The sequence below is a fragment of the Streptomyces sp. SD15 genome, from assembly GCF_054462255.1.
Genome location: NZ_JBTLMO010000027.1, coordinates 1 through 21,699 on the forward strand (window position 1 = coordinate 1; position 21,699 = coordinate 21,699).

At 70.1% G+C, this 21,699-nt stretch carries 15 protein-coding genes and 1 pseudogene; 5 read left to right on the forward strand and 11 right to left on the reverse strand.

Annotation, left to right across the window (positions count from 1 at the left end):
• Positions 1-188 precede the first annotated feature (188 nt).
• The gene (locus ACX28W_RS25250; RefSeq protein ID WP_459001631.1) at positions 189-1,439 is read right to left on the reverse strand and encodes an IS701 family transposase; all 1,251 of its coding nucleotides are present in this window, start codon (positions 1,437-1,439) and stop codon (positions 189-191) included.
• A gap of 462 nt (positions 1,440-1,901) precedes the next feature.
• On the reverse strand, positions 1,902-3,524 hold the full coding sequence (locus ACX28W_RS25255; RefSeq protein WP_459001746.1) for a glycoside hydrolase family 76 protein: 1,623 nt from the start codon (positions 3,522-3,524) through the stop codon (positions 1,902-1,904).
• Between the two features lie 638 nt (positions 3,525-4,162).
• Between ACX28W_RS25255 and ACX28W_RS25260 the strand changes: the two genes are divergently transcribed.
• Positions 4,163-7,003 (forward strand): alpha-L-rhamnosidase-related protein, encoded by a 2,841-nt coding sequence (locus tag ACX28W_RS25260; protein WP_459001632.1) that lies wholly within the window; start codon positions 4,163-4,165, stop codon positions 7,001-7,003.
• A gap of 82 nt (positions 7,004-7,085) precedes the next feature.
• On the opposite strand, the gene ACX28W_RS25265 is transcribed toward ACX28W_RS25260, so the two are convergent.
• Genes ACX28W_RS25265 through ACX28W_RS25285 form a run of 5 tightly spaced genes read right to left on the reverse strand, consistent with a single transcriptional unit; the run spans position 7,086 to position 13,242 of the window.
• Positions 7,086-8,513: a cellulose binding domain-containing protein gene (locus tag ACX28W_RS25265; RefSeq protein ID WP_459001633.1), complete on the reverse strand. Its 1,428-nt coding sequence runs from the start codon at positions 8,511-8,513 to the stop codon at positions 7,086-7,088.
• A 47-nt stretch (positions 8,514-8,560) separates the two neighbouring features.
• On the reverse strand, positions 8,561-10,075 hold the full coding sequence (locus ACX28W_RS25270) for a beta-N-acetylhexosaminidase (protein WP_459001635.1): 1,515 nt from the start codon (positions 10,073-10,075) through the stop codon (positions 8,561-8,563).
• Between the two features lie 40 nt (positions 10,076-10,115).
• Positions 10,116-10,955, reverse strand: a complete 840-nt coding sequence (locus ACX28W_RS25275) for a carbohydrate ABC transporter permease (protein ID WP_459001636.1) — start codon at positions 10,953-10,955, stop codon at positions 10,116-10,118.
• Positions 10,952-11,944 (reverse strand): carbohydrate ABC transporter permease, encoded by a 993-nt coding sequence (locus tag ACX28W_RS25280; RefSeq protein WP_459001637.1) that lies wholly within the window; start codon positions 11,942-11,944, stop codon positions 10,952-10,954. Before ACX28W_RS25280 ends, ACX28W_RS25275 begins: the two co-directional genes overlap by 4 nt.
• 29 nt (positions 11,945-11,973) lie before the next feature.
• Entirely contained in the window at positions 11,974-13,242 is a 1,269-nt protein-coding gene (locus ACX28W_RS25285) for an extracellular solute-binding protein (protein WP_459001639.1), read from the reverse strand.
• A gap of 270 nt (positions 13,243-13,512) precedes the next feature.
• Between ACX28W_RS25285 and ACX28W_RS25290 the strand changes: the two genes are divergently transcribed.
• Positions 13,513-14,352 carry a GntR family transcriptional regulator gene (locus ACX28W_RS25290; protein ID WP_459001641.1) on the forward strand — a complete coding sequence of 280 codons (840 nt, stop codon included), beginning with the start codon at positions 13,513-13,515 and terminating at the stop codon, positions 14,350-14,352.
• A gap of 135 nt (positions 14,353-14,487) precedes the next feature.
• Here ACX28W_RS25290 and ACX28W_RS25295 read toward each other — a convergent pair whose 3' ends face one another.
• From ACX28W_RS25295 to ACX28W_RS25305, 3 genes and pseudogenes are all read right to left on the reverse strand, one after another.
• Positions 14,488-14,685 carry a hypothetical protein gene (locus ACX28W_RS25295; protein ID WP_459001752.1) on the reverse strand — a complete coding sequence of 66 codons (198 nt, stop codon included), beginning with the start codon at positions 14,683-14,685 and terminating at the stop codon, positions 14,488-14,490.
• Between the two features lie 77 nt (positions 14,686-14,762).
• Positions 14,763-14,906: pseudogene (locus tag ACX28W_RS25300) on the reverse strand (hypothetical protein); the annotation flags it as partial.
• On the reverse strand, positions 14,884-15,357 hold the full coding sequence (locus ACX28W_RS25305; protein ID WP_459001642.1) for a MarR family winged helix-turn-helix transcriptional regulator: 474 nt from the start codon (positions 15,355-15,357) through the stop codon (positions 14,884-14,886). The pseudogene ACX28W_RS25300 and the gene ACX28W_RS25305, both read right to left, overlap by 23 nt.
• An 82-nt stretch (positions 15,358-15,439) precedes the next feature.
• Here ACX28W_RS25305 and ACX28W_RS25310 point away from each other — a divergent pair, with 82 nt between their 5' ends.
• The 3 genes from ACX28W_RS25310 (at position 15,440) to ACX28W_RS25320 (ending at position 18,388) form a co-directional block, all read left to right on the forward strand.
• Positions 15,440-16,495 (forward strand): ABC transporter permease, encoded by a 1,056-nt coding sequence (locus ACX28W_RS25310; RefSeq protein WP_459001644.1) that lies wholly within the window; start codon positions 15,440-15,442, stop codon positions 16,493-16,495.
• Between the two features lie 124 nt (positions 16,496-16,619).
• Entirely contained in the window at positions 16,620-17,600 is a 981-nt protein-coding gene (locus ACX28W_RS25315; RefSeq protein ID WP_459001646.1) for an ATP-binding cassette domain-containing protein, read from the forward strand.
• Entirely contained in the window at positions 17,597-18,388 is a 792-nt protein-coding gene (locus tag ACX28W_RS25320; protein WP_459001648.1) for an ABC transporter permease, read from the forward strand. Before ACX28W_RS25315 ends, ACX28W_RS25320 begins: the two co-directional genes overlap by 4 nt.
• Here ACX28W_RS25320 and ACX28W_RS25325 read toward each other — a convergent pair.
• Entirely contained in the window at positions 18,369-21,506 is a 3,138-nt protein-coding gene (locus tag ACX28W_RS25325) for an ATP-binding protein (RefSeq protein ID WP_459001650.1), read from the reverse strand. The two genes, ACX28W_RS25320 and ACX28W_RS25325, sit on opposite strands and share 20 nt — an antisense overlap.
• Positions 21,507-21,699 lie beyond the last annotated feature (193 nt).

Consider the following 21,699-nt stretch of genomic DNA (forward strand, 5'->3'; position numbering starts at 1 on the left):
ACGCACCAGACCCCGCTCACCTGCGCCGACAAGGCACCGCCGCTTCCCTCCGACCTGATCCGCCGGACAGGCCCTAGTAGGGCCTGGTCAGGTTCGTATGGGCATGGGTATGTCGCGGTGGCAGGTGGGGCAGGCGCCGGTCCAGAGGGCGAGGAGTGTCTGCAGTTCGCGGACGACCTGGTAGAGGCTCAGGCCTGCGCTGTGTCTTTTGGGTGGTGTGCCAGTCGTTGCAGTGTGCAGAAGGCGTGGGCGGCGGAGACGAGGGTGACGTGGTGGTGCCAGCCCTTGAAGGTGCGGCCCTCGAAGTGGGCCAGGCCCAGGGCCTGTTTCATCTCCCGGTAGTCGTGCTCGATGCGCCAGCGCAGTTTGGCCAGCCGCACCAGCGTGGCCAGCGGCATCCCGGAGGGCAGGTTCGACAGCCAGAACTGCACCGGCTCGCTCTCGCAGGCCGGCCACTCGGCCAGCAGCCAGCGCTCGGGCAGCTCCGGATCCTCGCTGGTCTTACGGATGCCGCGTCCAGCAGGCCGGATCCGCAGGGCCACGAACCGCGAATACATGCGCTTGAAGCCACTTTGGCCTTTGCCCGGCCGGGAGCCTTCCCTCCAGGACACCGGTCTCGCGGCCGTCCTCCCGGCCGCGATGACCAGCTGTTTCACGGTCTGCGCAGGCTCGGGGTACTGCGCCTTCGGCGGCCGTCCGGTGCCCGCATAGGCGGGCTGGACCGGCCGGGCCTCGGCGGGATGGGCGCTATGGCGGGAGGAAATCCCCACCGCGTAGGGCAGGTTGCGTTCTTCCAGGCCCAAGCGGAAGGCGGCGGCATCACCGTATCCGGCATCCGCGACGACGAGGGGAATGTCGATGCCCCACGACCGGGTCTCATCGATCATGTCCAGGGCCAGCTGCCACTTCTCCACATGCCCCACCTGGGCGGGGATGCCGCAGCGACTGCGGCGGGCGACCTTGACCGGATCGGCTTCCGGCGAGGTGGGATCCCAGGAAGCGGGCAGGAACAGCCGCCAGTTCACCGCAGCCGAGGCACGGTCGTGCGCCAGGTGCAGCGATACTCCCACCTGGCAGTTGGTGACCTTGCCCGCGGTGCCGGTGTACTGCCTGGACACACATGCTGAGGCGTCACCGTCCTTGAGGAAGCCGGTGTCGTCGACGATCAACGCCTCCGCACCGATGACGTCCTGCATCTTCCAGGCGAGCCGGGCCCGCACATGGGCCGCGTCCCACGGGCTGGAGGTGATGAAGTGCGCCAGCGCCTGACGGTTGCCGTCCTCACCGAGGCGGGCCGCCATCGGCTCCACCGACTTACGCCTTCCCTCCAGCAGCAGCCCCCGCACATACGCCTGCCCCCACCGCCGCTGATCCGCACGGAAGAACCCGTCGAACAACTCCGCCACGAACGCCTCCAGGTCCTCCCGGACCTCGGCCATCCCCTCAGGTGTCACACCAACCCAACGACACCCATCCGCAAGCAGACATGCCACTCACGAGGGAAGCTGACCAAGCCCTACTAGGCCCTGTTTGAGATGTGATCACGGCGCCTGTGTCCGTCGTTGTGGTTGATGCAGGTGTGGTGTGCGCAGGCCGTCGGGGGCCTGGCGTACCCGACCGGGCCGGGCAGAGGATGTCGGGTCCGGCAGGGTGGGTCCTTCCTGACGTGAGTGATCGAAAGGGAAGGAGACCGGGGTGCTCACCATCCCGGCCGGCACGTGGGCCGTCTTCGAGAAATCCTCCCCCACGCCTCGGGGCGCCTCTCGCCCGGCGGGAGGCGCCCCTCGTGCTGAGAGGTGCGCCTTCCGGCAGCGGTCCCTCCTGGCCGTGGTCCGCCCCGTGCGCGGCGAGCGGCATCGACGGCCCGAGCCCCGCCCCACACCCTTCCGTTCCAGCGGTCGTCAGCCCGCGGCGGCGGTGAGCGCTCCGAGGGCGCTGGCCTGGGTGCGCCAGTCGGTCTGGTTGGGGCTGGTGCCGGCCCAGCGTTGACCGAGGGCGTTGAGGGAGCTGCGGTCCTGCGCCCACAGCGTGTCCGCCTGCTTCTGGATGTAGCTCCGGTAGGTGCTGGAACCGGTGACCTTGGCGAGGTCGGCGAAGTGCCGCATGAAGATGCCCTTGAACTGTTTCTGGTTGTCGTCGCAGGCCGCCGAGCCGATGTCGCAGGACTCGGTGAGCACTCCGTCCCGGGTCAGCGCCGGGCTGCTGATGGCGGCGTCGGCCAGGGTCCGCGCGGTGGCCAGCAGCGAACTGTCCCCGGTCGTCTTCCACAGCTCGGTGAAGCCGCCGATGGCCAGTCCTTGGTTGTAACTCCACACGGTGCTGCCGTTGTTGGCGCAGGTCGAGGTCAGCCCGTCGTTCACCAGCCCCGAGGAGTTGATCATCCCGCCGGCCTTGTACCAGGCGGCGGACGTCTTGGCCCGCTGGAGCCATACCGTGTCGCCCGGGATGCGCTGGTGCAGCGCGGTGGTCAGCCAGAGGTACTGGCCGTTCGTCACCGCGTTCTTGTAGGTGCGCTCGCGGTCCCACCACACGCCACCGCCGCAGGTGCTGGGGTCCCAGTACTGCTGGACGTAGTTGGCGATGGTGACGGCCTCGTCGAGGTAGCGGGAGTCGCCGGTGTAGTCGTACGCGTCGAGCCAGGCGATGGCCCACCAGGCCGAGTCGTCGATGGAACGGCTGATGAAGTGGCCCTCGATCGCGTCCGAGCTGCGCACACCGGCGGCGAAGACGCCCTTGTTCTGCTCGAAGGTGCGGGCGATGACCCAGTCGTAGTGGTGGTTGCCGGTGGTCTTCGCGAAGTCGATGAGGGAGGTGAGGGTGGCGGCGGAGTTCCACCAACTGCTCGGCCACCAGCCGTTGTAGGGGTCGTACGAGGTCATCAGCGCGTCCGCCGCTGCGCGCGCCCTGGTCGGCGCGGGCCTGGCCCATGCCGTGCAGCTGCCCTCCTGGTGGGCGGCCTCCCGGCCGCAGGCGCGGACCGCGCCGCCGTAGAGGAGGCCGCGTGGGTCGCGGGTGGCGTACATGGTGGTACGGGTGCCGGTGGCTCCGGACGGGGTGCTGGTGCGGCCGAGGGAGGAGCCGTCCGGCCAGGTCGAGCCGCCGTCCCAGGAACGGTCGAGCCAGATCTCGTCGCCGGAGCCCCCGGTGTCGATGCTCGCCCACGCCATGGAGTTCTGCTGGTCGACGTGCAATCGGATCCTGCGGCCGTAGAGGGTGGTGGACGGCACCGGCTGGTCGTCGCCGGCCGCCTGGCCGGCGTCGGTGCCGTCGCAGAGCGTGTCGCAGACGGTGGGGTAGACCCAGTTCGTACAGCCGACGGCCGCGGCGTCGCCGCAGGCCCGGACCAGGCCGCGGCGGTGGTTGCGAGGGTCGGTGATGTTGTACATCAGCGTCCTGGTGCCGGTCCAGGTTCCTGGGATGCTCGCCTTGCCGAGCAGTCCTTCCCAGGTGGCGCCGCCGTCCCAGGAGCGGTCCAGCCACACCGAGTCGCCCGTCACGCCGTTGTCGATGCTGGCCCAGGCCATGTCGTCCGCGTCGGAGACGTGCAGTTCGAGGCGACGGCCGTTGAGGTTCTTGGCCGGCACCGGGAAGCTCTCCTGCCGGGCCTGTGAGGGGTCCAGCGTGTCACAGGCCAGTACGCACACCGGGGTGGCGGCGGCCGCGGGCGTCGCGGCCGGGACCAGTGCCGCGAACGCGAGAGCGGCCGTCAGCAGGACGCTGAGAAGCCGTGATCTGACAACGATGTCGGAACTTCGTGAGGACACGGCAAACTCGCCTCGATTTCACGATGGGGAAGCCGGTTGGTGGGCGTTGCTGGGGCCGACGGCTCGCACCGAGCCGGGCCGGAATCGCGCACTGGTCCATACCTGTCTCCGAGGCAGTGAAGCGGCTTGGCGAGTCCCTGTCAATGCCTTCAACGGGAGTCCGTTGCAGGGCAGTTCGCGGTCGCCGCGGCGGGTTGACACCCCGATTCCGCGCGCCCATCATCGGTGGAACTTCGGCGAGGCTCCTCGTGTATCCCACTGTCCGATCGGCCACTGGGCCTCGCAGGCCACGGTTTTGAATCGTTTCAGACGTCACGTTTCCGTTGTTCCCGCACCCGCCCCGGGAGGTTCCCATGCGCCGTCGTTCCCCGCTGAACAGATCGCCAGGTCGGTACCACTTGCTCAGCCTCGCCATGGTCGCGGCCGCCGTGCTGGCCGCAGGTCCCGCGCCGTCCGCCTCGGCGGCGACCCCGGTGACTCCAACAGGCGTCAGCAAGGCGGCCCTTGACGCCCTGAACTACTCGCCGACCTCACGCACCCTCAAGCCGACCGCCGTCCACCGAACGTCCGGCAGCGTCGCGAACCCGCAGAACGTCCTCAGCGGACAGCCGACGCGGATCTCCGGCTCGCAGTCGGCCGTCACCCTCGACTTCGGCAAGGAAGTCGGCGGTATGGCAACGTTGTCCTTCGGCAGTACCAGCGGCAGCGGCCAACGAATCGGCCTGGCCTTCAGCGAGTCGTCCCTGTACGTGGGCAACAACAGCGACCGCAGCAGCGGCCGTGACGGCGAGGACGGGGCGCTCTACGCGACGGCCTCCGCCAACGGCACCTACACGATGCCCACCGCGAGACAGCGTGGCGGCTTCCGCTACCTCACCGTCTTCCTCGACAGCTCGGGCTGGGTGGACCTCACGGGCGTCAGCCTCGACTTCACCGCGGCTCCGGGGAAGGCCAACCCGGCCGACTACGCCAACTACTTCTCCTCCAGCGACGAGCTGCTCAACCGCATCTGGTACGCCGGGGCGTACACCGTGCAGCTCAACACGATCGCCTCCGACCAGGGCCGCGCCTGGCCCCCGCCGGCCTCGGAGTGGGACAACGGCGCCACCGTAGGTGTGGGCGACTCCGTCCTGGTCGACGGGGCCAAGCGTGACCGTACGGTGTGGCCCGGCGACCTGGGCATCGCCGTACCCACGCAGTACGCCTACTCGAACGACCTCACCTCGACCCGCAACGCGCTCACCACGATGTACAACGTGCAGTCGGCGGAGGGCGAAATCCCCTGGTCGGGACCGCCGTTCAACCTCACCGGCTCGGACACCTACCACACCTGGACACTCCTGGGCACGGCGACGTACTACACGTACACGGCCGACCGGACGTGGCTGGACTCCCAATGGGCCGACTACAAGCGCGGGATGGCCTTCATCATCAACAAGATCGGCGGCAACAACCTCCTCGATGTGACCCGCACCCAGGACTGGGCCCGGGTCGGCCAGGGCGGCGAGAACATCTCCGCCAACGCGCTGCTGTACGCCGCGCTCAAGGGCGGCGCCACCCTGGCCACGGTCGAGGGCGACAGCGCGCTCGCCGCGAGCTGGGCCGCCAAGGCGGCCGCCCTCAAGACCGCGGCCAACTCCCGCCTGTGGGACGCCTCGAAGGGCATGTACAAGGACAACCCGACCAGCGGTCTGTACCCGCAGGACGGCAACTCGCTCGCGGTCTGGTACGGGCTCACCGACTCCACCGCGAAGTCGCGGAGCATCATCACCCAGCTCGGCACCCGCTGGGGCATCTACGGCCCCACCACCCCCGAATGGGGCGGCAATGTGTCGCCCTTCGCCGGCGGCATGGAGCTGAACGCCCGCTTCACCGCCAACGACGACTACGGCGCCCTCGCGCAGATCCGCCGCACCTGGGGCCACATGCTGAACAGCGACATCGGCACCAAGAGCACCTTCTGGGAGGGCATCAAGGCCGACGGCGGCCTCGCCTACGGCGGTTCGTTCATGAGCCTGGCCCACGGCTGGTCCAGCGCGCCCACCTCCACGCTCACCTTCGACGTGCTCGGCACCGCACCGGAGTCGGCGACCGGCGCGTACCGCTTCGTCCCGCACCCCGGCGACCTGACCAGCGCCGAGGGCCGCATCACCATGCCCCAGGGCGCCATCAACGCGTCCTGGTCCCGCGAGCCCGCCGCCGGTACCTATGCGGCGCACCTGACCAGCCCGTCCGGCACCAGCGGCCGCATCGGCGTCCCGAAGTTCGGCGGCGGCAACATCTCGGTGTCCGTGAACGGCAACGTCGTCTGGAGCAACGGAACCTTCACGCCCACCTCCGGCATCACCGGCGCGAGCCAGGACGACACCTACGTGTACCTCACCGGCGTCGCCCCGGGCAGCTACAGCGTGACCGCCACCGGACTGGGCAACCCGTCGGCACCCGCCGAACCCGGTACCGGTGCGCTGCGGGCGGGCTTCACCCGGTGCGCGGGCGAGGGCGGCACCTGCTCCTTCAGTGGCACCCGTGCGGTGGCCTACGGGGCCGGGACGTACACGTACAAGACGGCGACCGACAGCACCGCCTGCACCAACGCCTCCTTCGGTGGCGACCCGGCGGCGAATCTCGTCAAGTCCTGCTACGTCGCCGACGCGGGCGGCCCGCCCGGATACACCGTCTGCGCGGCCGAGGGCGGTACCTGTGCCGTGCCCGGCTACAACCGTGACGTCGCCTACGGCGCCAACGGCAATTTCGCGCACCAGGTCACCAACGGCTCCGTCGCCTGCACCAACGCGCACTTCGGCGATCCCATCGACGGAGTCGCCAAGTCCTGCTACCTGCCGCCCGCCGGAGGACCGCCCGGTGGCTGGACCAAATGTGCGGACCAGAACGGCACCTGCCCGGCCGTCGCGGGGCAGCCGGTGACGTACGGAGCCTTCGGCGCGTTCACGACGATCACGGCCACCGGCAACACCCCGTGCACCGACGCCACGTTCGGCGACCCGATCGCCGGGGAGTCGAAGGCCTGCTACACCGCGACCGGCGGCCCGGTCGGCTACGCCACCGCCTGCTCCGCCGAAGGCGGCACGTGCGCCTTCAGCGGACAGCGGACCGTCGCCTACGGCGCGCGGGGCCGCTTCCTCTACAAGTCGTTCACCGGCGGCACCGGCTGCACGACGGCGGCATTCGGCACCGATCCGCTGCCCGGCGTGAGCAAGACCTGCTACCTCACCTCCTGAGGCGGCGGGCAGAAGGACCGCGCACTCGATGCATCTGCACCGAGTGCGCGGTCACCTTCGCCCCCGTCGTCGGGCAAGGGGATCAGCTGCTGGGGACGGTGTCCTGGAACGTGGTGCCCGCGCTGCGGTACGCGTTCAGCTTGGCGGTGACCTGCGCCGGCGTGAGGACCTGGTCCTTGACGTGCAGGACGTAGTCGACCTGCTGGTCGTACGCTCGCGCGGTGGTGCTGGTCTGGCCCGCGAGGTCGATCAGCCACTGGTTGAAGTTGATCGACATGGGCCGCTCCGGCAGGTACGCGGCGCCGTGGGTGCCGAAGAGCTGCCCGTCGATGTAGTACTTGATGGTGCTGTTGTCGATGGTCAGCACCAGGTCGTGCCAGCCGCTGAAGCTCTGGCGGCTCTCGGTGTGCTGGTTGACCGCCACCCACGGGTCGGCCTGGTAGGTCTCCCAGGACGTCGTGTAGAGGATGTTCGACGGCTCGCCCCAACCGCCGTTGGGCAGGTACTCGAAGTCGTACTCGGCGTAGTCGTCCGCCAGCGGTGCCTTGAGGTCGTTGATGGTGAAGAACGTCTGGACGAGGTGGTCGCCGTCCGGGCCGTACTTGGGCGCGTCGCTGAACCTGACCCGGGCCGCGTAGGTGCCGTTCTTGAACTTCATCGACTTGGTGAGGATCTCGGTCTGCTCGGTGCTCGCTCCGGTGCCGGCGGTCGAGGTCTCCAGGTTCATGAGGGAGTTGCCGCCCGTGGTGGAGAAGGTGACGTTCTCGGGCGCCCAGGTGGCGCCGGGCACGCCGGGGCCACCGGAGTTGGAGCGCACGCTCCAGCCGTTCGCCGAGATCTTCGGGTCGGTGTAGCCGCTGTAGTTGAAGTCGTCGAACAGCGTGGCGCCGTCGGCCGGAGGATCGGTCGGCGGGTCGGTGGGCGGGTCCGTCGGCCCGTTGCCCGCGGGGGCCTGGCCCCACAGGGTGGTGCCGGCCAGCTGCGCCGTGACCTTGGACCAGTCGCCGTACGACGTCTGGGAGGCGCCGAAGGAGTAGTCGTCGCTCTGGTTCAGCGGCGCCCACGTCGACTGGTAGAAGCGCAGCTGCAGGTCGCCGGTGTCGGCGCCCGGGGCGAGCGAGCCGGCACTGGAGGTGAAGCCGATCTCGAGGTAGCGGTCGGCCGTGGCGGTCGGGTTGGCGAGCGTGCCGAAGGCGCCCGTGACGTTGGCGCAGCCCTTGACGGCCCAGGAACAGGCGAAGCGATAGGTCGCGCTCGCCGAGTCGGCCTTGAAGTAGTAGCGGACCTTGACGCTGCTCAACTGCACGCTCGTGGTGCCGGTGTTCTTCACCTTGAACCAGGGTTCGGCCTGGTCGGCGCCGGCTCCGGTGGCGCTCGTACGGTACTGGACGCTCAGCCCGTCGGCGGCCGCGCTCGCGGTGGCCGGGAGTGCGGTGAGCGCGGCGGCACCCATGGCCACCGCGACGGCGGTGTGTGCGGTGGCGCGCAGCCGGTTCTTCGCGAATCTCATCGTTGTTCCTCTCCAGAAAGGTGGGGTGATTCCCGGAATGGGACAGGTCAGGGGTGGTGCTGGACGCCGAGCGCGTCGAGCCGGGCCGTGTGCGCGTCGAGGCGGGACCGGAAGTCGGCCCAGTCGGTCGTGCCGCTCCAGCCGCGGTCGGCGAGGGCGCACAGCCGCGGGTAGGTGAGGTACTCGATGTGGGCGGGCGTCGTGACGAACTCGGTCCACAGCTGGGCCTGGGTGCCGAGCACCCGCCCGGCCGCCTGGGCGTCCGCGTCCTCGGGTACGGGGTCGTGGGCATGGACCGCGCGTAGATCTACGACGGTTCCGGGCTGGGCCGGCGGCTCGTGCGGGTTGTCGGACTGGGCGTAGTCGAGGTAGGTGGCCCGGTGGTAGGCGCTGACGACGGGGTGGCCGCGACGGGCCGCCGCCAGGGTGTGGGCCGAGTCGCGCCAGGTCATCACGGTGAAGTCGAGGGGCAGTTCGGCGCCGGTCTCGGCCCAGCCGACCGGGCGGCGTCCGTGCCGGACGAGGTGGTCGCCGATCCGTCCGAGGAACCAGCCGTGCAGGGCCTCGGGGTTCGGCAGACCCTCCGCCACTGCTCGTTCGCGTGCGGCGACACTGTGCGTCCACTCGGTGGTGGGGCACTCCTCGCCGCCGATGTGGATGTACGGCGAGGGGAAGACGTCCATGACCTCGTCGAGGACGGTGCGGCAGAAGTCGAGGACCTCGTCGTGGACACCGAGGACGGTGTCGCACACGCCCCAGCGCGTCCAGACGTCGAGGATGCGCTCCGGGTGGTTGCCCAGTGAGGGGTAGGCGGCGAGGGCTGCGCGTACGTGGCCGGGCATCTCTATCTCCGGCATGACGGTGACGCCGCGAGCGGCCGCGTACCGGACCAGGCCGGCGAGTTCGGCCCGCGTGTACGCCCCACCGTGCGGGACGCCGTCGTACGTGTCGCTGCCGGCCGGGCCTTTCTGGGACTCGGCGCGGTGGCCGCCGATCTCCGTGAGCTTCGGACAGGCGGCGACCGGCATGCGCCAGCCCTGGTCGTCGGTGAGATGCAGATGGAACACGCTGATCTTGTGCAGGGCCAGCACGTCGACGTACCGGCGCAGGTAGGAGACGGGCTGGAAGTGGCGTGCCACGTCCAGCATCGCGCCGCGCCAGGGGTGACGCGGGACGTCGGTGATGTCGGCGCACGGCAGCAGCCACGGCGTACCGCGCTGCGGGATCACCGACAGGGCCTCAGGGGGGAGGAGTTGACGGATCGTCTGGATGCCGCGCAGCAGGCCGGTGGGGTGCGCGGCGCGCAGCAGCACGGCGTGCGGGTCGATGGCGAGGACGTACCCCTCTTCGCCCAGGTTGCCGAGGCCGGAGTCGAGCGCCAGGGCGAACTGTCCGTCCGGGGACGGTCGCAGGGGCAGCCCGGTGGCGGGGGCGAGCAGGGTGCGCAGCAGTTCCGCGGCCGGTTCGGCGCCTGCGCCGATGCGCAGTGCGGTGTCGGCGTCGAGGGTGAAGTGGCCGGGCCTGAACGCGGCCTCGGTGGGGCGGGGGACGAGGGCGGGCATGCGTCGCCTCCGGAACGGGGTCGCGGGGGTGGGTGTGAGGTCAGCCCTTGACTGCGCCGGCCGCGAAGCCGGAGGTGACGTGGCGCTGGAGCAGCAGGAACACCACGAGTGCCGGGGCGGCGAAGAGGGTCGAGGCGGCCATGGTGGCGCCCCAGTCGGTGCCGAAGACGTTCTGGAACGAGGACAGCCACACGGGCAGGGTGCGGTTGTCCTGCTGCTTGATGATCAGGAAGTTGGCGTACGTGAACTCGTTCCAGGCGGTGATGTAGCCGAACAGCGAGGTGGCCATCAGGCCCGGGGCAAGGAGCGGGAACGCTATATGCCGAAATGCGCCGAGCCGGGAGCAGCCGTCGACCTGGGCGGACTCCTCCAGCTCCGGGGGGATCGTGGCGATGAAGCCGCGCAGGACGATGACGGTGAAGGGCAGCGTCATCATGAAGTAGACGAGCGTCAGGGTCGGCAGCCGGTCGAGCATGTCGGTGTCCCGGGAGATGATGTAGACCGGGATGATCAGTGACTCCCAGGGCGCCATCTGGGCGATGAAGACCATGAGCATGAACTGCCGGCGCCCCTTCCACTTCATCCGGGCGACCGCGTAGGCGGCGCCGAGCGCGATGACGAGGGCGAGCAGGACCGCGCTCAGCGTGACGAGGATGCTGTTGCGCCAGAACAGGCCGAAGCCGTCGGCACCGACGGCGGCGCGGAAGTGGTCGAGTGTCCAGGTCTCCGGGAACAGCCGGGGGCTGTCGGACTGGATGTAGCGGGTCGGTGTGAACGCGGTGGCGACCATCCAGTAGACCGGGAACAGACAGACCACGACCGTGACCACGGCGGCGGCGTTCAGGGGTATGCGGCGGATGCGGGGCCGGGTCGTGCTCATGCGAGCTCGTCCTCCTGGCGGAACATCTGGCGGAAGTAGAAGACGAGCACGCCCGACATCAGCACGACGGTGACCATGGAGGCCGCCGATCCGAGGTCGTAGCGCTGGCTCGACAGGGCGGTCTGCACCGCGTACACGGGCAGGATCGTGGTCGCGTCGCCGGGTCCGCCGTTGGTCATCACCCAGATCTGGACGAACGCCTTGAACGTCCAGATCACCTCCAGCGAGAAGACGAGCATGAAGATCGGCCGGACCATCGGGAAGGTGAGGGAGCGGAATATCCGCGGCCCCGATGCTCCGTCGAGCCGCGCCGACTCGTACAGCTCGGTGGGGACGGTGGTGAGGGCCGAGTACAGGGTGATCGCCGCGAAGGGCACGGACTGCCACACGACGAGGGTGACCACGATGGCGAAGGCGGCCGGACCGTGCGCGAACCAGGGGTAGCGGTCGAAGGATTCGAACCCGAGGTCTGTCAGAACCGCGTTGACGATGCCGAACTCCGAGTGGAACAGCCACTGGAAGACGGTGGTCGCCGCGATGACGGGCATCGCCCAGGTCAGCACGAGCGCGCTGAGGACCGCGGTCCGGCCGAACCGGCCGAGTCGCTCGATCATGAGCGCGACCAGCGTGGACAGCGCCATGATCAGGACGACGTTGATCGCCATGAAGAGGAAGGTGCGGCGTACGACCTCCCAGAAGCGGCCGTCGCTCAGCAGCGTCTCGTAGTTCTTGAGTCCGACGAAACGCGCGTCGCCCAGGATGAGTTGGCGCAGTCCGAAGTCCTGGAGCGATATCACCACGGCGCGGACCAGGGGATAGACGAGCAGGTAGAGCGCGCCGAGGACGGCGGGCGCGATCAGGACGTACGGCCAGACCCCACGGTCGGCGGTCTTCGACGGGCGGCGCGGTCCTGGGCCGGTGGAGCGCCGGGGTGGCCCGGTGCCGAGTGGGGGGCGAGGCGCGGTCTGCTCTCGGACGGCGGCCGACACGGCGCTCCTCCTTCCGGTGCGTGGACGGTTCAGGAGCCGGAGTTCATCGCCGTGGTGAGGGCGTCGGATGCGGTGGCGGCTTGCTTCTGGGCGTCGCCTCCGGTGAGAACGGCCGTCATGTAGTCCTTGACCGGGTTCTTGGCCTCGACGGCGGCCCAGCCGGGTGTGTTGGGCGTGGCGTGACCTTCGGCGGCGCCGACCGCCATGGCCGCGGCGCCCGGGTCGGAGGCGACCGCGCCGGCCAGGGTGGTCTTGTTCGGGACGTAGCTCATGGCGACGGCGAGCTTCTTCTGCCAGGTGTCGCCGGTGAGTTCCTTGATGAAGGTGTAGGCCGCGTCCTGCTTGGTGGACGCCGTCGGGATGACGAGGTCGGAGCCGCCGGTGAAGACCGCGCCGGGTGTGCCGGCGGTCTTCCCCGGGATCGGGAAGAAGCCGAGCTCGCCCTTCAGCGCGGGGTTGTTCTGGATGACGACGTTGGCGCCGCCGGGTGTCGCGATGATCTGGGCGACCTTCCCCTTGGCCATGACGTCCGCCTGCGGGGGGTTGGCCTCGTCGGAGTCCTTGGGGCCCCTGCCGAGGGCCTGGAGCTTCTCGTAGAACTTCATGCCGCGGATCGCCTCGGGGGTGTCCAGGCTGCCCTTCCACTTGCCGCCGGACTCGGTGGCGAGGTCGCCGCCCTCGTCCCAGACGAAGCCCGCGAAGGTGTACCAGTTCTGGCCGGGCAGATAGATGCCCTGCGTGTCGCCGGTGTTGAGCTTCTCGGTGGCGGCGATCCACTGGTCGCGGGTCTTGATGGCGGACGCGTCGACGCCCGCCTCCTTGAAGAGGTCGGTGCGGTAGATGACGACGCGGTTGGCGGCGTAGTAGGGGATGCCGTACTGCTTGCCCTCGTAGGCGCCCGGCTCGGCGAGGCCCTTGAGCCAGTCCTTCCCGCCGAGTTCGTCGACCTTGTCGCTGAGGTCGAGCAGCCCTCCGCTCTGCGCGAACTGGGCGACCTGGGTGTTGCCGGTCTCGATGACGTCCGGTGCGTCGTTGCTGGCGAGGGCCGCCGTGACCTTCTCGCCGATTCCGTCCCACTCCTGGATCTGCACCTTGACCTTGATGTCCGGGTGAGCAGTCTCGAAGCCCTTGACGAAGTCGTTCTGGAACGCGGCCGAGACGCTGTCGCGCATCAGCCAGACGTCGATGGTGGTGCTCCCGTCGGAGCTGTCGTCGGAGGCATCGGAGGAGCTACTGCAGGCACTCAGCCCGGCCGTCATCACGAGCACGGACACACCGGCAAACAAGCGGAGCTTCACGGTTCACCTCTGGAGGACATGACCTGACCACCTGACCAGTGAAGTCCACTGGACAGCTCACCTCTTGATGTGGGGATGAAGGTGGCATAGACCAATCGAGGGCGTCAACCCCCTGTACATCGCGGGGTTTTGGTCTTCAGGCCGGTCGGGATCTGGACGATCACCGCTCGGTGACAGTTACACTTCCCTGGCCGAGAGGGCAGTTGCGGGCGACCACTGGTCAACTGGTCAGCTGGGTAACTGGGGATTCCGCGCATGAGGGAGTGCAATATGAAGGCCGACGAACCAGGTGCGGTGCTCAAACGGGAGCGAGTTCGCGACTTCATCCTCGACCTCGTCGAGTCGCACCGCCCGGGGGACGCGATCCCCTCCGAGCGCTCCCTGTGCGCCCAGCTGGGCGTGTCCCGCCCGACCCTGCGCGCGGCGGTCGACGAGCTCGTCGCCGCGGGTCTTCTGGTACGGGAACACGGCCGCGGCATGTTCGTGGCACCAGAGAAGATCACCCAGGAACTCGTCTCCGGTCAGCAGACCATGACAGTTCCTCAGGCCTCCGGGACCTGGTCGAGCCGCCTGCTGGAGTTCACCACCATCCCGGCAGGCGCACGCGTGGGCCGCAAGCTGCGCCTTTCACCCGCCGCCGAGATCGTGTACGTGGCACGACTGCGCCTGGTCGACGGCGCCCCGATGGCCATCGAGCATCTGCACATCAGGGCCGATCTGGTCCCCACCCTGTCCGCCCAGGAACTGGAAGCCGGTGACCTGTACGAGCACCTGCGCGAACAGCATGGCGTGCACGTCCAGGAGGCCGTACAGGCGATCGAGCCGACCGTCGTCACGCGCGCCGAGGCCGAGCTGCTCGACGTGCCCGAGCTGTCCCCGGCGCTGCTCTTCGAGCGGCTCACCTCGGACACCACCGGTCAGCCCGTCGAATACGTCCACTCGATCTACCGCGGCGACCGCTACCGCATCGTCTCCCGGCTCACCCTCGGCCCCTCGGCCGCAGTGCCGCCGGCCCGGCTCGGACACCACCCCGGCATCCCCCCGGGCGACTTCGCGCACCGCGACACCATCGCGTCCTCCACGCGCGGGGACATCCAGTCGGCACCGTGAGCCACTGCGGTTTCCCGGCGGGGCATGGGCGCAACGCCTGGCGAGCGTGGCCGGTCCTGAGCGTGGCCGGTCCTGAGCGCGGCACCGACTGGCAGCGGGCTTCCGGTTCCATGGGCAGGGGCATCAAGATCACCGTCAGTTCTCGGAAGCCCCTGAAACGCTGTCACCCGAGCCCTTCACGATCCTCAGCAGGTTCCGCCAACCGGCTTCCACGCGCTCCTGCGGTATCCCGCGTTGATGTACGAGGTGGTTGAGGAGGGCGGTGTCGAGGGAGGCCAGCAGTGTTTCGGCGAGCAGTTCCACATCGCCTTGTGTGCCGGTCTGCCGCAGCAAGGTGAGGAGGTGGGCGCGGCGGACGTTGAGGGGACGGTGCCCTTGCCCACCGAGGCGGCACGCGCGACCGCGTCCATGGTGACGTGCTCGACGCCGTCCTCGGCCACCAGACGGGCCGCGGCTTCCAGCAGGCGCGCTCGGTTGCGCACGGCGTCGGCGCGACGGCGGCTTCTTCTGATCCCACGTCGGGGATGGCCGTCACCCGTCCGTCGGCTCCTCACGATGCGCGCTGTCGACGTCCATGGATGCCGGATTCAGGGACGCCAACAGTTTCAGCAGCAGTGAGTGCACCTGCTCCTGCTCCACCGGCGTCAGCACCTCCAGAGCTTCGTCGTGGGTGGCGTCCACCGCGCTTCTGGCCTCCGCCGCGAGCCGCAGGCCGGCCTCGGTGGCGTGCAGTCGATGCGTGCGCCTGTCGCCGGGGGCGGTCCGACGTTCCAGAAGCCCCCGCTCGACCAGCCCGTTGACCGCGGTGCCCATGGACTGGGGGGTGATCGCCGCTCTGCGTGCCGCGGTCGCACTGGTGAGACCCGGATCGAGGATGGCCTGCGACAGGGCGCTGTTCTGGGCAAGGGTCAAGTGGAACGGGCGCAGTGTGCGCTCGACCCGAGTCGAGATGATCTGGCCGATCTGCCAAGCCACATGACCCGTACGCCGGTCGGATTGGTTCACGTGGCGGACCCCTTTTGTAAGTCAACTGATTATGATGTACAACAGACTATCAGCTGCCTTCTATTCTAGGAACCTGTCTTCGATGTCTCGAGTCTCCCCCCGACAGCCTCACAAGCACGCCCTGGACGTGGCCCATGCGCCTCCCCGCCCGGGAAACTCGCGTGCCGTCCTGCTCCCCGTCGCGGTCGTCCTGCTGATCGGCACCGTTTTCGTCAGCGTCTATCTCGCCGCCTTCCATGCGCCGCGCCCTCATGAGCTCCGCGTGGGCACCACGGAGGTCGGCACGCGGCAGGCGCACCTGCGCGAGGACCTCGAGCGGGTCGCCCCGGGCGGCTTCACGCTCGAGACCTACCCCGACGAATCCGCCGCCCGGCAGGCCGTCGAGGACAGGTCCGTGTACGGCGCCTACCTCGGCAAGGGGAACCTGCTCTACGGCAGCGCCAACGGAGCCGCCGTCACCGCGACCCTGACCACTGCTTTCGCTTCCGTGGCCCACGCGGAGCACCATGACCTCTCCGTCAAGGACGTTGCCCCGGCGGCAGCGGGGGACACCCGAGGGCTCTCCGTCTTCTACGCCGCCTTCGGCCTCGTACTGGCCGGATACCTGTTCGGCATGACGACCTACCAGATGGCCCCCCGGCTCCAATACCGCTGGCGTATGGCCAGCCTGGCCCTGTTCGGAGCCGTCGGCGGTGTCCTGGTCGCCGCCATCGGCGGGAGCACGGGCTTCGGTGCGCTGCCCGGCGCCTTCCTGCCCCTCGCTGTCATCATCGCGCTGATGGGCGCCGCGGTCGGCGGGACGACCATGGTGCTGCTGCGACTGTTCGGCTCCGCGGGCGTCAGTCTCGCCTCGATCCTCCTGCTGATCCTCGGCAACAGCAGCAGCGGCGGGATCATGCCGGCGGCCTACCTTCCCGCCTGGCTGCGCCCGCTGTCCGAGATCCTGCCCGTCGGGGTCGGCGTCCGCGCGATGCAAGGGCTTTCCCGGTTCGAGAACGACGGTTTGACCCGCGCCCTGGTGATCCTCCCGCTGTGGGTCCTCGGTGCCGCCGCCGTGCTCTACCTGAAGGACGTGTTCCGGCGCGAGGCTCCGGCCGGCGCGTGGGAGAAGGCCGAGCCACAGCCCGCGGCGGGCTGAGGCCGACAGGGCACTTCCGCATCTGGATGCGGTGTTGACGGGGCGTACCCTCCGCCGCCCGGTTCCAGGGCACTGAAAGCAGCCTGAAACCGCGCTGAATGCGCCCTGCCGCAGTCTCTTCGGCATGACGACAACGACATCGCACTCTCCCGCCATCGCGGCCAAGGGGCTGCGCAAGGCCTACGGGGACAAGACGGTCCTCGACGGCATCGACCTGGCGGTGCCGGCCGGCACGGTCTTCTCCCTGCTCGGGCCGAACGGCGCCGGTAAGACCACCGCAGTCAAGATCCTCTCCACCCTCGTCACCGCCGACGCCGGTGACCTGCATGTCGGCGGCCACGACCTGGCCACCGACCCGCAGGCCGTGCGCGCCGCGATCGGCGTCACCGGGCAGTTCTCCGCCGTCGACGGCCTGATCACCGGTGAGGAGAACATGCTCCTCATGGCGGACCTGCACCACCTCTCCCGCAGCGAGGGCCGCCGCACCGCCGCCGAACTCCTTGAGCGCTTCGACCTGGTGGAGGCCGCGAAGAAGCCCGTCTCCACCTACTCCGGCGGCATGAAGCGCCGCCTCGACATCGCGATGACGCTGGTCGGCAACCCGCGGATCATCTTCCTCGACGAGCCGACCACCGGGCTCGACCCCCGCTCCCGCCACAACATGTGGGGGATCATCCGTGGTCTGGTCTCCGGCGGCGTCACCGTCTTCCTCACCACCCAGTACCTGGAGGAGGCCGACGAACTCGCTGACCGTATCGGCGTGCTCAACAACGGAAAGATCGCCGCTGAGGGCACCGCTGACGAACTGAAGCGGCTCATCCCGGGAGGGCACGTCCGGCTCCGTTTCACCGACCCGGCCGCGTACCAGTCCGCCGCCGTCGCCCTGCGTGAGGCCACCCGCGACGACGAGGCGCTGTCGCTGCAGATCCCCAGCGACGGCAGCCAGCGCGAGCTGCGCTCCATCCTCGACTGGCTGGACTCGGCCGGCGTCGAGGCGGACGAGCTGACCGTGCACACCCCCGACCTCGACGACGTGTTCTTCGCCCTGACCGGCGGAACCAACGTCCCCAGCCAGCCCAACGAGCCCAAGGAGACTGTCCGATGAGCGCCCTCTCCCTCGCCGTACGCGACTCGAACACGATGCTGCGCCGCAACCTGCTGCACGCGCGGCGCTACCCGTCCATGACCCTGAACCTGCTGCTCACGCCGATCATGTTGCTGCTGCTCTTCGTCTACATCTTCGGAGACGTGATGAGCGCGGGCATCGGTGGCGGCGGCGCCGACCGCTCCGACTACATCGCCTATATCGTCCCGGGCCTCCTGATGATGACCATCGGCAGTACCGTGATCGGGGCCGCGATCTCCGTCTCCATGGACATGACCGAGGGCCTCATCGCCCGCTTCCGCACGATGGCGGTCTACCGCGGCTCCGTGCTCGTCGGGCACGTCGTCGGCAGCGTGCTGCAGGTGCTCGCCAGCCTGGTCCTCGTCGGCGCCATCGCCGTGGCCATCGGCTTCCGCTCCACGGACGCCACGGCCCTGGAGTGGCTGGCGGCGTTCGGGCTGCTCGCGCTGTTCACCCTGGCGCTCACCTGGATCGCGGTCGGGATGGGCATGGCCAGCCCGAACCCCGAGGCGGCCAGCAACATGGCGATGCCGCTGATCCTCCTCCCGCTCATCTCGAGCGCCTTCATCCCGGCCGACACGATGCCGGGCTGGTTCCAGCCGATCGCCGAGTACCAGCCGTTCACGCCGGCCATCGAGACCCTGCGAGGCCTGCTGCTCGGCACCGAGATCGGCAACAACGGGTGGATTGCGATCGCCTGGTGCGTCGGCCTCACCGCGCTCGGCTACCGCTGGTCGACGGCGCTGTTCAACCGCGACCCGAAGTAACCGCCATGACAGCGCGGGCCGCATCCCGCAGTTCGTCCCGCTCCAGGGCGGCGTACTCCGACACCGCGTCGGCGTACGCCGCCCTGTCGGCATTCTCGGCCGCCTGCCGGGCGCGGTCCGCCGACATCGTCGGCTGGAACTCGCGCGCCACCCGCAGCCGTTCGGCCAGCGCGATCATCCGCACGGCCGAGATGTCGCCGGACGCGAGCCCCGCCATGCCGAGCGCGTGCAGCACCGTCCCGAACAACAGGAGCTCCATGGGCGAGCCGGCCGGACCGGAGAGCAGGGTCCGCAGCCCCCGCCGCAGCCGGTCGACCGGTTCCGCGACCAGCTCGAGCCGGCCGGCGTGCGCGTGCGCCGTCACCGCCGCCGAGTGGGTCTGCAGCGCCGACGGGTCGAGCCAGGGGTCGTCGCCGTGCATCGATCCGACTTCGAGCATCCGCTCCACGGCGCCGCGCCACAGGCCGAGCCCGACCTCCGTCAGTCCGCGGGCGAGCGCGATCTCGGCGCGCCCGCCGAGGTCGGGCCGGTGGAAGGAGTCCTGCTGCGGGGTGTTGTCGCTCTCCGCCTGCCGCAGCCAGTACTCGGCCTCGTCGGGGTCGTCGCGCTGCAGGCAGGCGAGGACGAGGCTCGTGCGGATGAAGGGGTAGTCGTGCCCGTCGCCGAGCCGCGGCACCACCTCGAGCGTCGCCTTGAGGTGCTCGTACGCTTCCTCGCCCCGCCCCGTCCGCAAGCACAGCTCGCTCAGCCGGGAATGCCCCATGAGCTGCATGGACGGATTGTCGACCGGAGCCAGTTCGGCGAGTATCCGGCGAGCCGAGGTGAGCGCGCGGTCGATGTCGTGCTCGTACTCCCAGACGTAGGTGGCGATGCTCTCGGCGATGCCGGCGACCAGCGGCTGCTCGCTGTCGCAGAGCCCCCGCAGCACCTCGTAGTCGGGAGGCAGCATCTCGGGGACCGCGCTCAGCACGGCCGCGGCGGCGCGCGGCAGCGTGTCCGGCGGGGCCGGGGGCAGCCGCCGGAGGGTGACGAGCTGGCGTACGGCGACCGGGCCGTAGCCCATGAACAGGCTCGCCGTGCCCACCACCGCGGCGGCGCGGGCGACTTCGACGTGTTCGGGCTCGGGGTAGTAGTGCGACAGCGGCGGGCCGGTGTCCGCGGCGAGGGCGGCGAGGCGGGGGAAGTTGGAGTCGTTGGACCACAGAGCGCCGAGGACGGCGGTGAGGGCGGCGAGGGTGGGGCCGTCCGTACGGGCGAGGGCGTGCCGCAGGGCCAGCACGAGGTTGTCCTGCTCGGCCCTGATCCGCTCCCCGGCGGCCAGCGGTTCCGAGCCGAAGAACCAGTCGTGGTACGCGACCCCGAAGTCCCGCGCCCAGGTGAGGAACCGGCCGACGGCCTCCTCGTCCCCGCCCGCCTCCGCACACCGGGCCGCACTGAACTCCCGTACGGTCTCCAGCATCCGGAACCGCACACCGGCCGGGGTGTCGGCGACGGTGAGCAGCGACTGATCGGTCAACTGCTCCAGCAGAAGCAGCGCATCCTCGCCGAGCACCTGCTCCGCCGCCTCGCCGGAGAAGCCGCCAGGGAAGACGGACAGCATGCGCAGAGCCGCCCTGGCGTCCTCCGCGAGCAGGTTCCAGCTCCACTCCACGACCGCGTGCAACGTGCGGTGGCGCTCCGGCACGTCCCGTACCCCGCCGCGAAGGAGCGCGAACCGGTCGCCGAGGCGGCGGGCGATCTCCGGCACCGAAAGCACCCGCACCCGTGCCGCGGCCAGCTCCACGGCGAGCGGCAGCCCGTCGAGGTGACGGCACAGCTCGGCCACCGCGTCCGGCGGCAGCTCCACGCCGGGCCGGGCGGCCCGGGCCCGCTGCGTGAACAGCTCGACCGAGGTGTCGAGACCGAGCTCCGGCAGCGCGTACACCGCCTCCGACGTGAGGCCCAGCGGGGCCCGGCTGGTGGCGAGCACCCGCAGGTCCTTCGAGGACGAGACCAGAGCCTGTACGAGGTCGGCGGCGCCCCGGATGACCTGCTCGCAGTTGTCCAGCACCAGCAGAGCGGACCCGGAGCCGAACACGCCGAGGATGCCGGACACCGAGTCGGCCGTGGCGTGGCCGCTCACGGCGCCGTGCCGCCCCTCGCCCGCGCCGAGCGCGGAGGCCACCTCCGCGGCCACGTCCGCGTCCGTGGTGACGCCGGCGAGCGGCACGAAATACACCACGCGCTGCTCGCCCCGGCGGCTGACGGCGTGCGCGAGCCGGGTCTTGCCGAGGCCGCCGGGGCCGACTACGGTGACGGCGCGGGAAGCGCGCAGCAGCCGCTCCACCGCCGCAATGTCCTCGTCACGCCCGAGCAGCGGGTTCGGCTCGTGCGGCACGCCGTGCCTGACCACAGGCGCCTCGCCGCGCAGCAGCTCCCGCTGTACGGCCTTGAGCCCGGCGCCCGGATCCGTGCCGAGTTCGTCGCGCAGCTCACGGCGGTATGCCTCGTACTGCATCAGCGCGGCGGACGGGCCCGCCGTCGCCGCTTCGCCGCGCAGCAGCTCGGCGAGCACTTCTTCGTCGCGCGGATGCTCCGAGGCGGCCAGGGCCAGCGGCCCGGCCGCCTCCGCGTGCCGTCCAAGGCGGGCGAGTGCGAGCGCCTGCGCGCGTATGAGCGTGCCGCGGACGGGGGCGCGCTCGGTGCGCAACGCGGCTACGGGGTCGTCGGTGTCGCCGCCCCCGTCAGGAGTGCCCTCCCACAGCGCGAGCCCGGCGTCGGCCGCCGCCAGCGATCCCGCGTGGTCCCCGGCCCTGGCCCGGTCCGCGCTGGCGGCGGCGTGCAGCAGCAGGGCGGAGCTGTCGACCTGGTCCTCGGCGAGGGTAAGCCGGTATCCGGTCGGCGTGCTGACGAGGACGTCGGCGTCCAGCTGCGCCCGCGCCCTGGACACGAGGACCTGCACCGCCTTTCCCGGCCGCTCGGGCAACTCGTCCGGCCACAGCCCTGCCACAAGCCGCTCGGTGCTGCAGCCCGTGCGCAAGTCGCCCGCCAGCAGCGCGAGGAGACCGCGGAGCCGGGGCGCGGTGACTTCCTGTCCGCGATAGGCGACACGCGGCAGCAGGGTCAGGTCGGTGGTCATCCGTGCAGATTAGCCAAGGCCCGGCCGCCGGAACTACCGCCGCGGGCCGAACTCCCGCTGCGCGGGCGGCTGTCGCAGCCGCGCCGACCGTTCCTGCAGCCGCGCCGACCGATGCCGACTCCCCCAAGTTCTCGGCTTCGCTCGAACAGAAGGGACCCCCATCGCGTCGACGCCCTCCTCCGCCTTGCAGCTG

Excerpts from the sequence above, each read along its gene's own strand:
- ACX28W_RS25310 (WP_459001644.1), top strand. The coding sequence starts at position 15,440 with ATGTCTCGAGTCTCCCCCCGACAGCCTCACAAGCACGCCCTGGACGTG.
- ACX28W_RS25255 (WP_459001746.1), bottom strand. The coding sequence starts at position 3,524 with ATGGCCTGGGCCAGCATCGACAACGGCGTGACGGGCGACTCGGTGTGG.
- ACX28W_RS25325 (WP_459001650.1), bottom strand. The coding sequence starts at position 21,506 with ATGACCACCGACCTGACCCTGCTGCCGCGTGTCGCCTATCGCGGACAG.
- ACX28W_RS25315 (WP_459001646.1), top strand. The coding sequence starts at position 16,620 with ATGACGACAACGACATCGCACTCTCCCGCCATCGCGGCCAAGGGGCTG.
- ACX28W_RS25320 (WP_459001648.1), top strand. The coding sequence starts at position 17,597 with ATGAGCGCCCTCTCCCTCGCCGTACGCGACTCGAACACGATGCTGCGC.
- ACX28W_RS25265 (WP_459001633.1), bottom strand. The coding sequence starts at position 8,513 with ATGAGATTCGCGAAGAACCGGCTGCGCGCCACCGCACACACCGCCGTC.
- ACX28W_RS25250 (WP_459001631.1), bottom strand. The coding sequence starts at position 1,439 with ATGGCCGAGGTCCGGGAGGACCTGGAGGCGTTCGTGGCGGAGTTGTTC.
- ACX28W_RS25270 (WP_459001635.1), bottom strand. The coding sequence starts at position 10,075 with ATGCCCGCCCTCGTCCCCCGCCCCACCGAGGCCGCGTTCAGGCCCGGC.
- ACX28W_RS25275 (WP_459001636.1), bottom strand. The coding sequence starts at position 10,955 with ATGAGCACGACCCGGCCCCGCATCCGCCGCATACCCCTGAACGCCGCC.
- ACX28W_RS25290 (WP_459001641.1), top strand. The coding sequence starts at position 13,513 with ATGAAGGCCGACGAACCAGGTGCGGTGCTCAAACGGGAGCGAGTTCGC.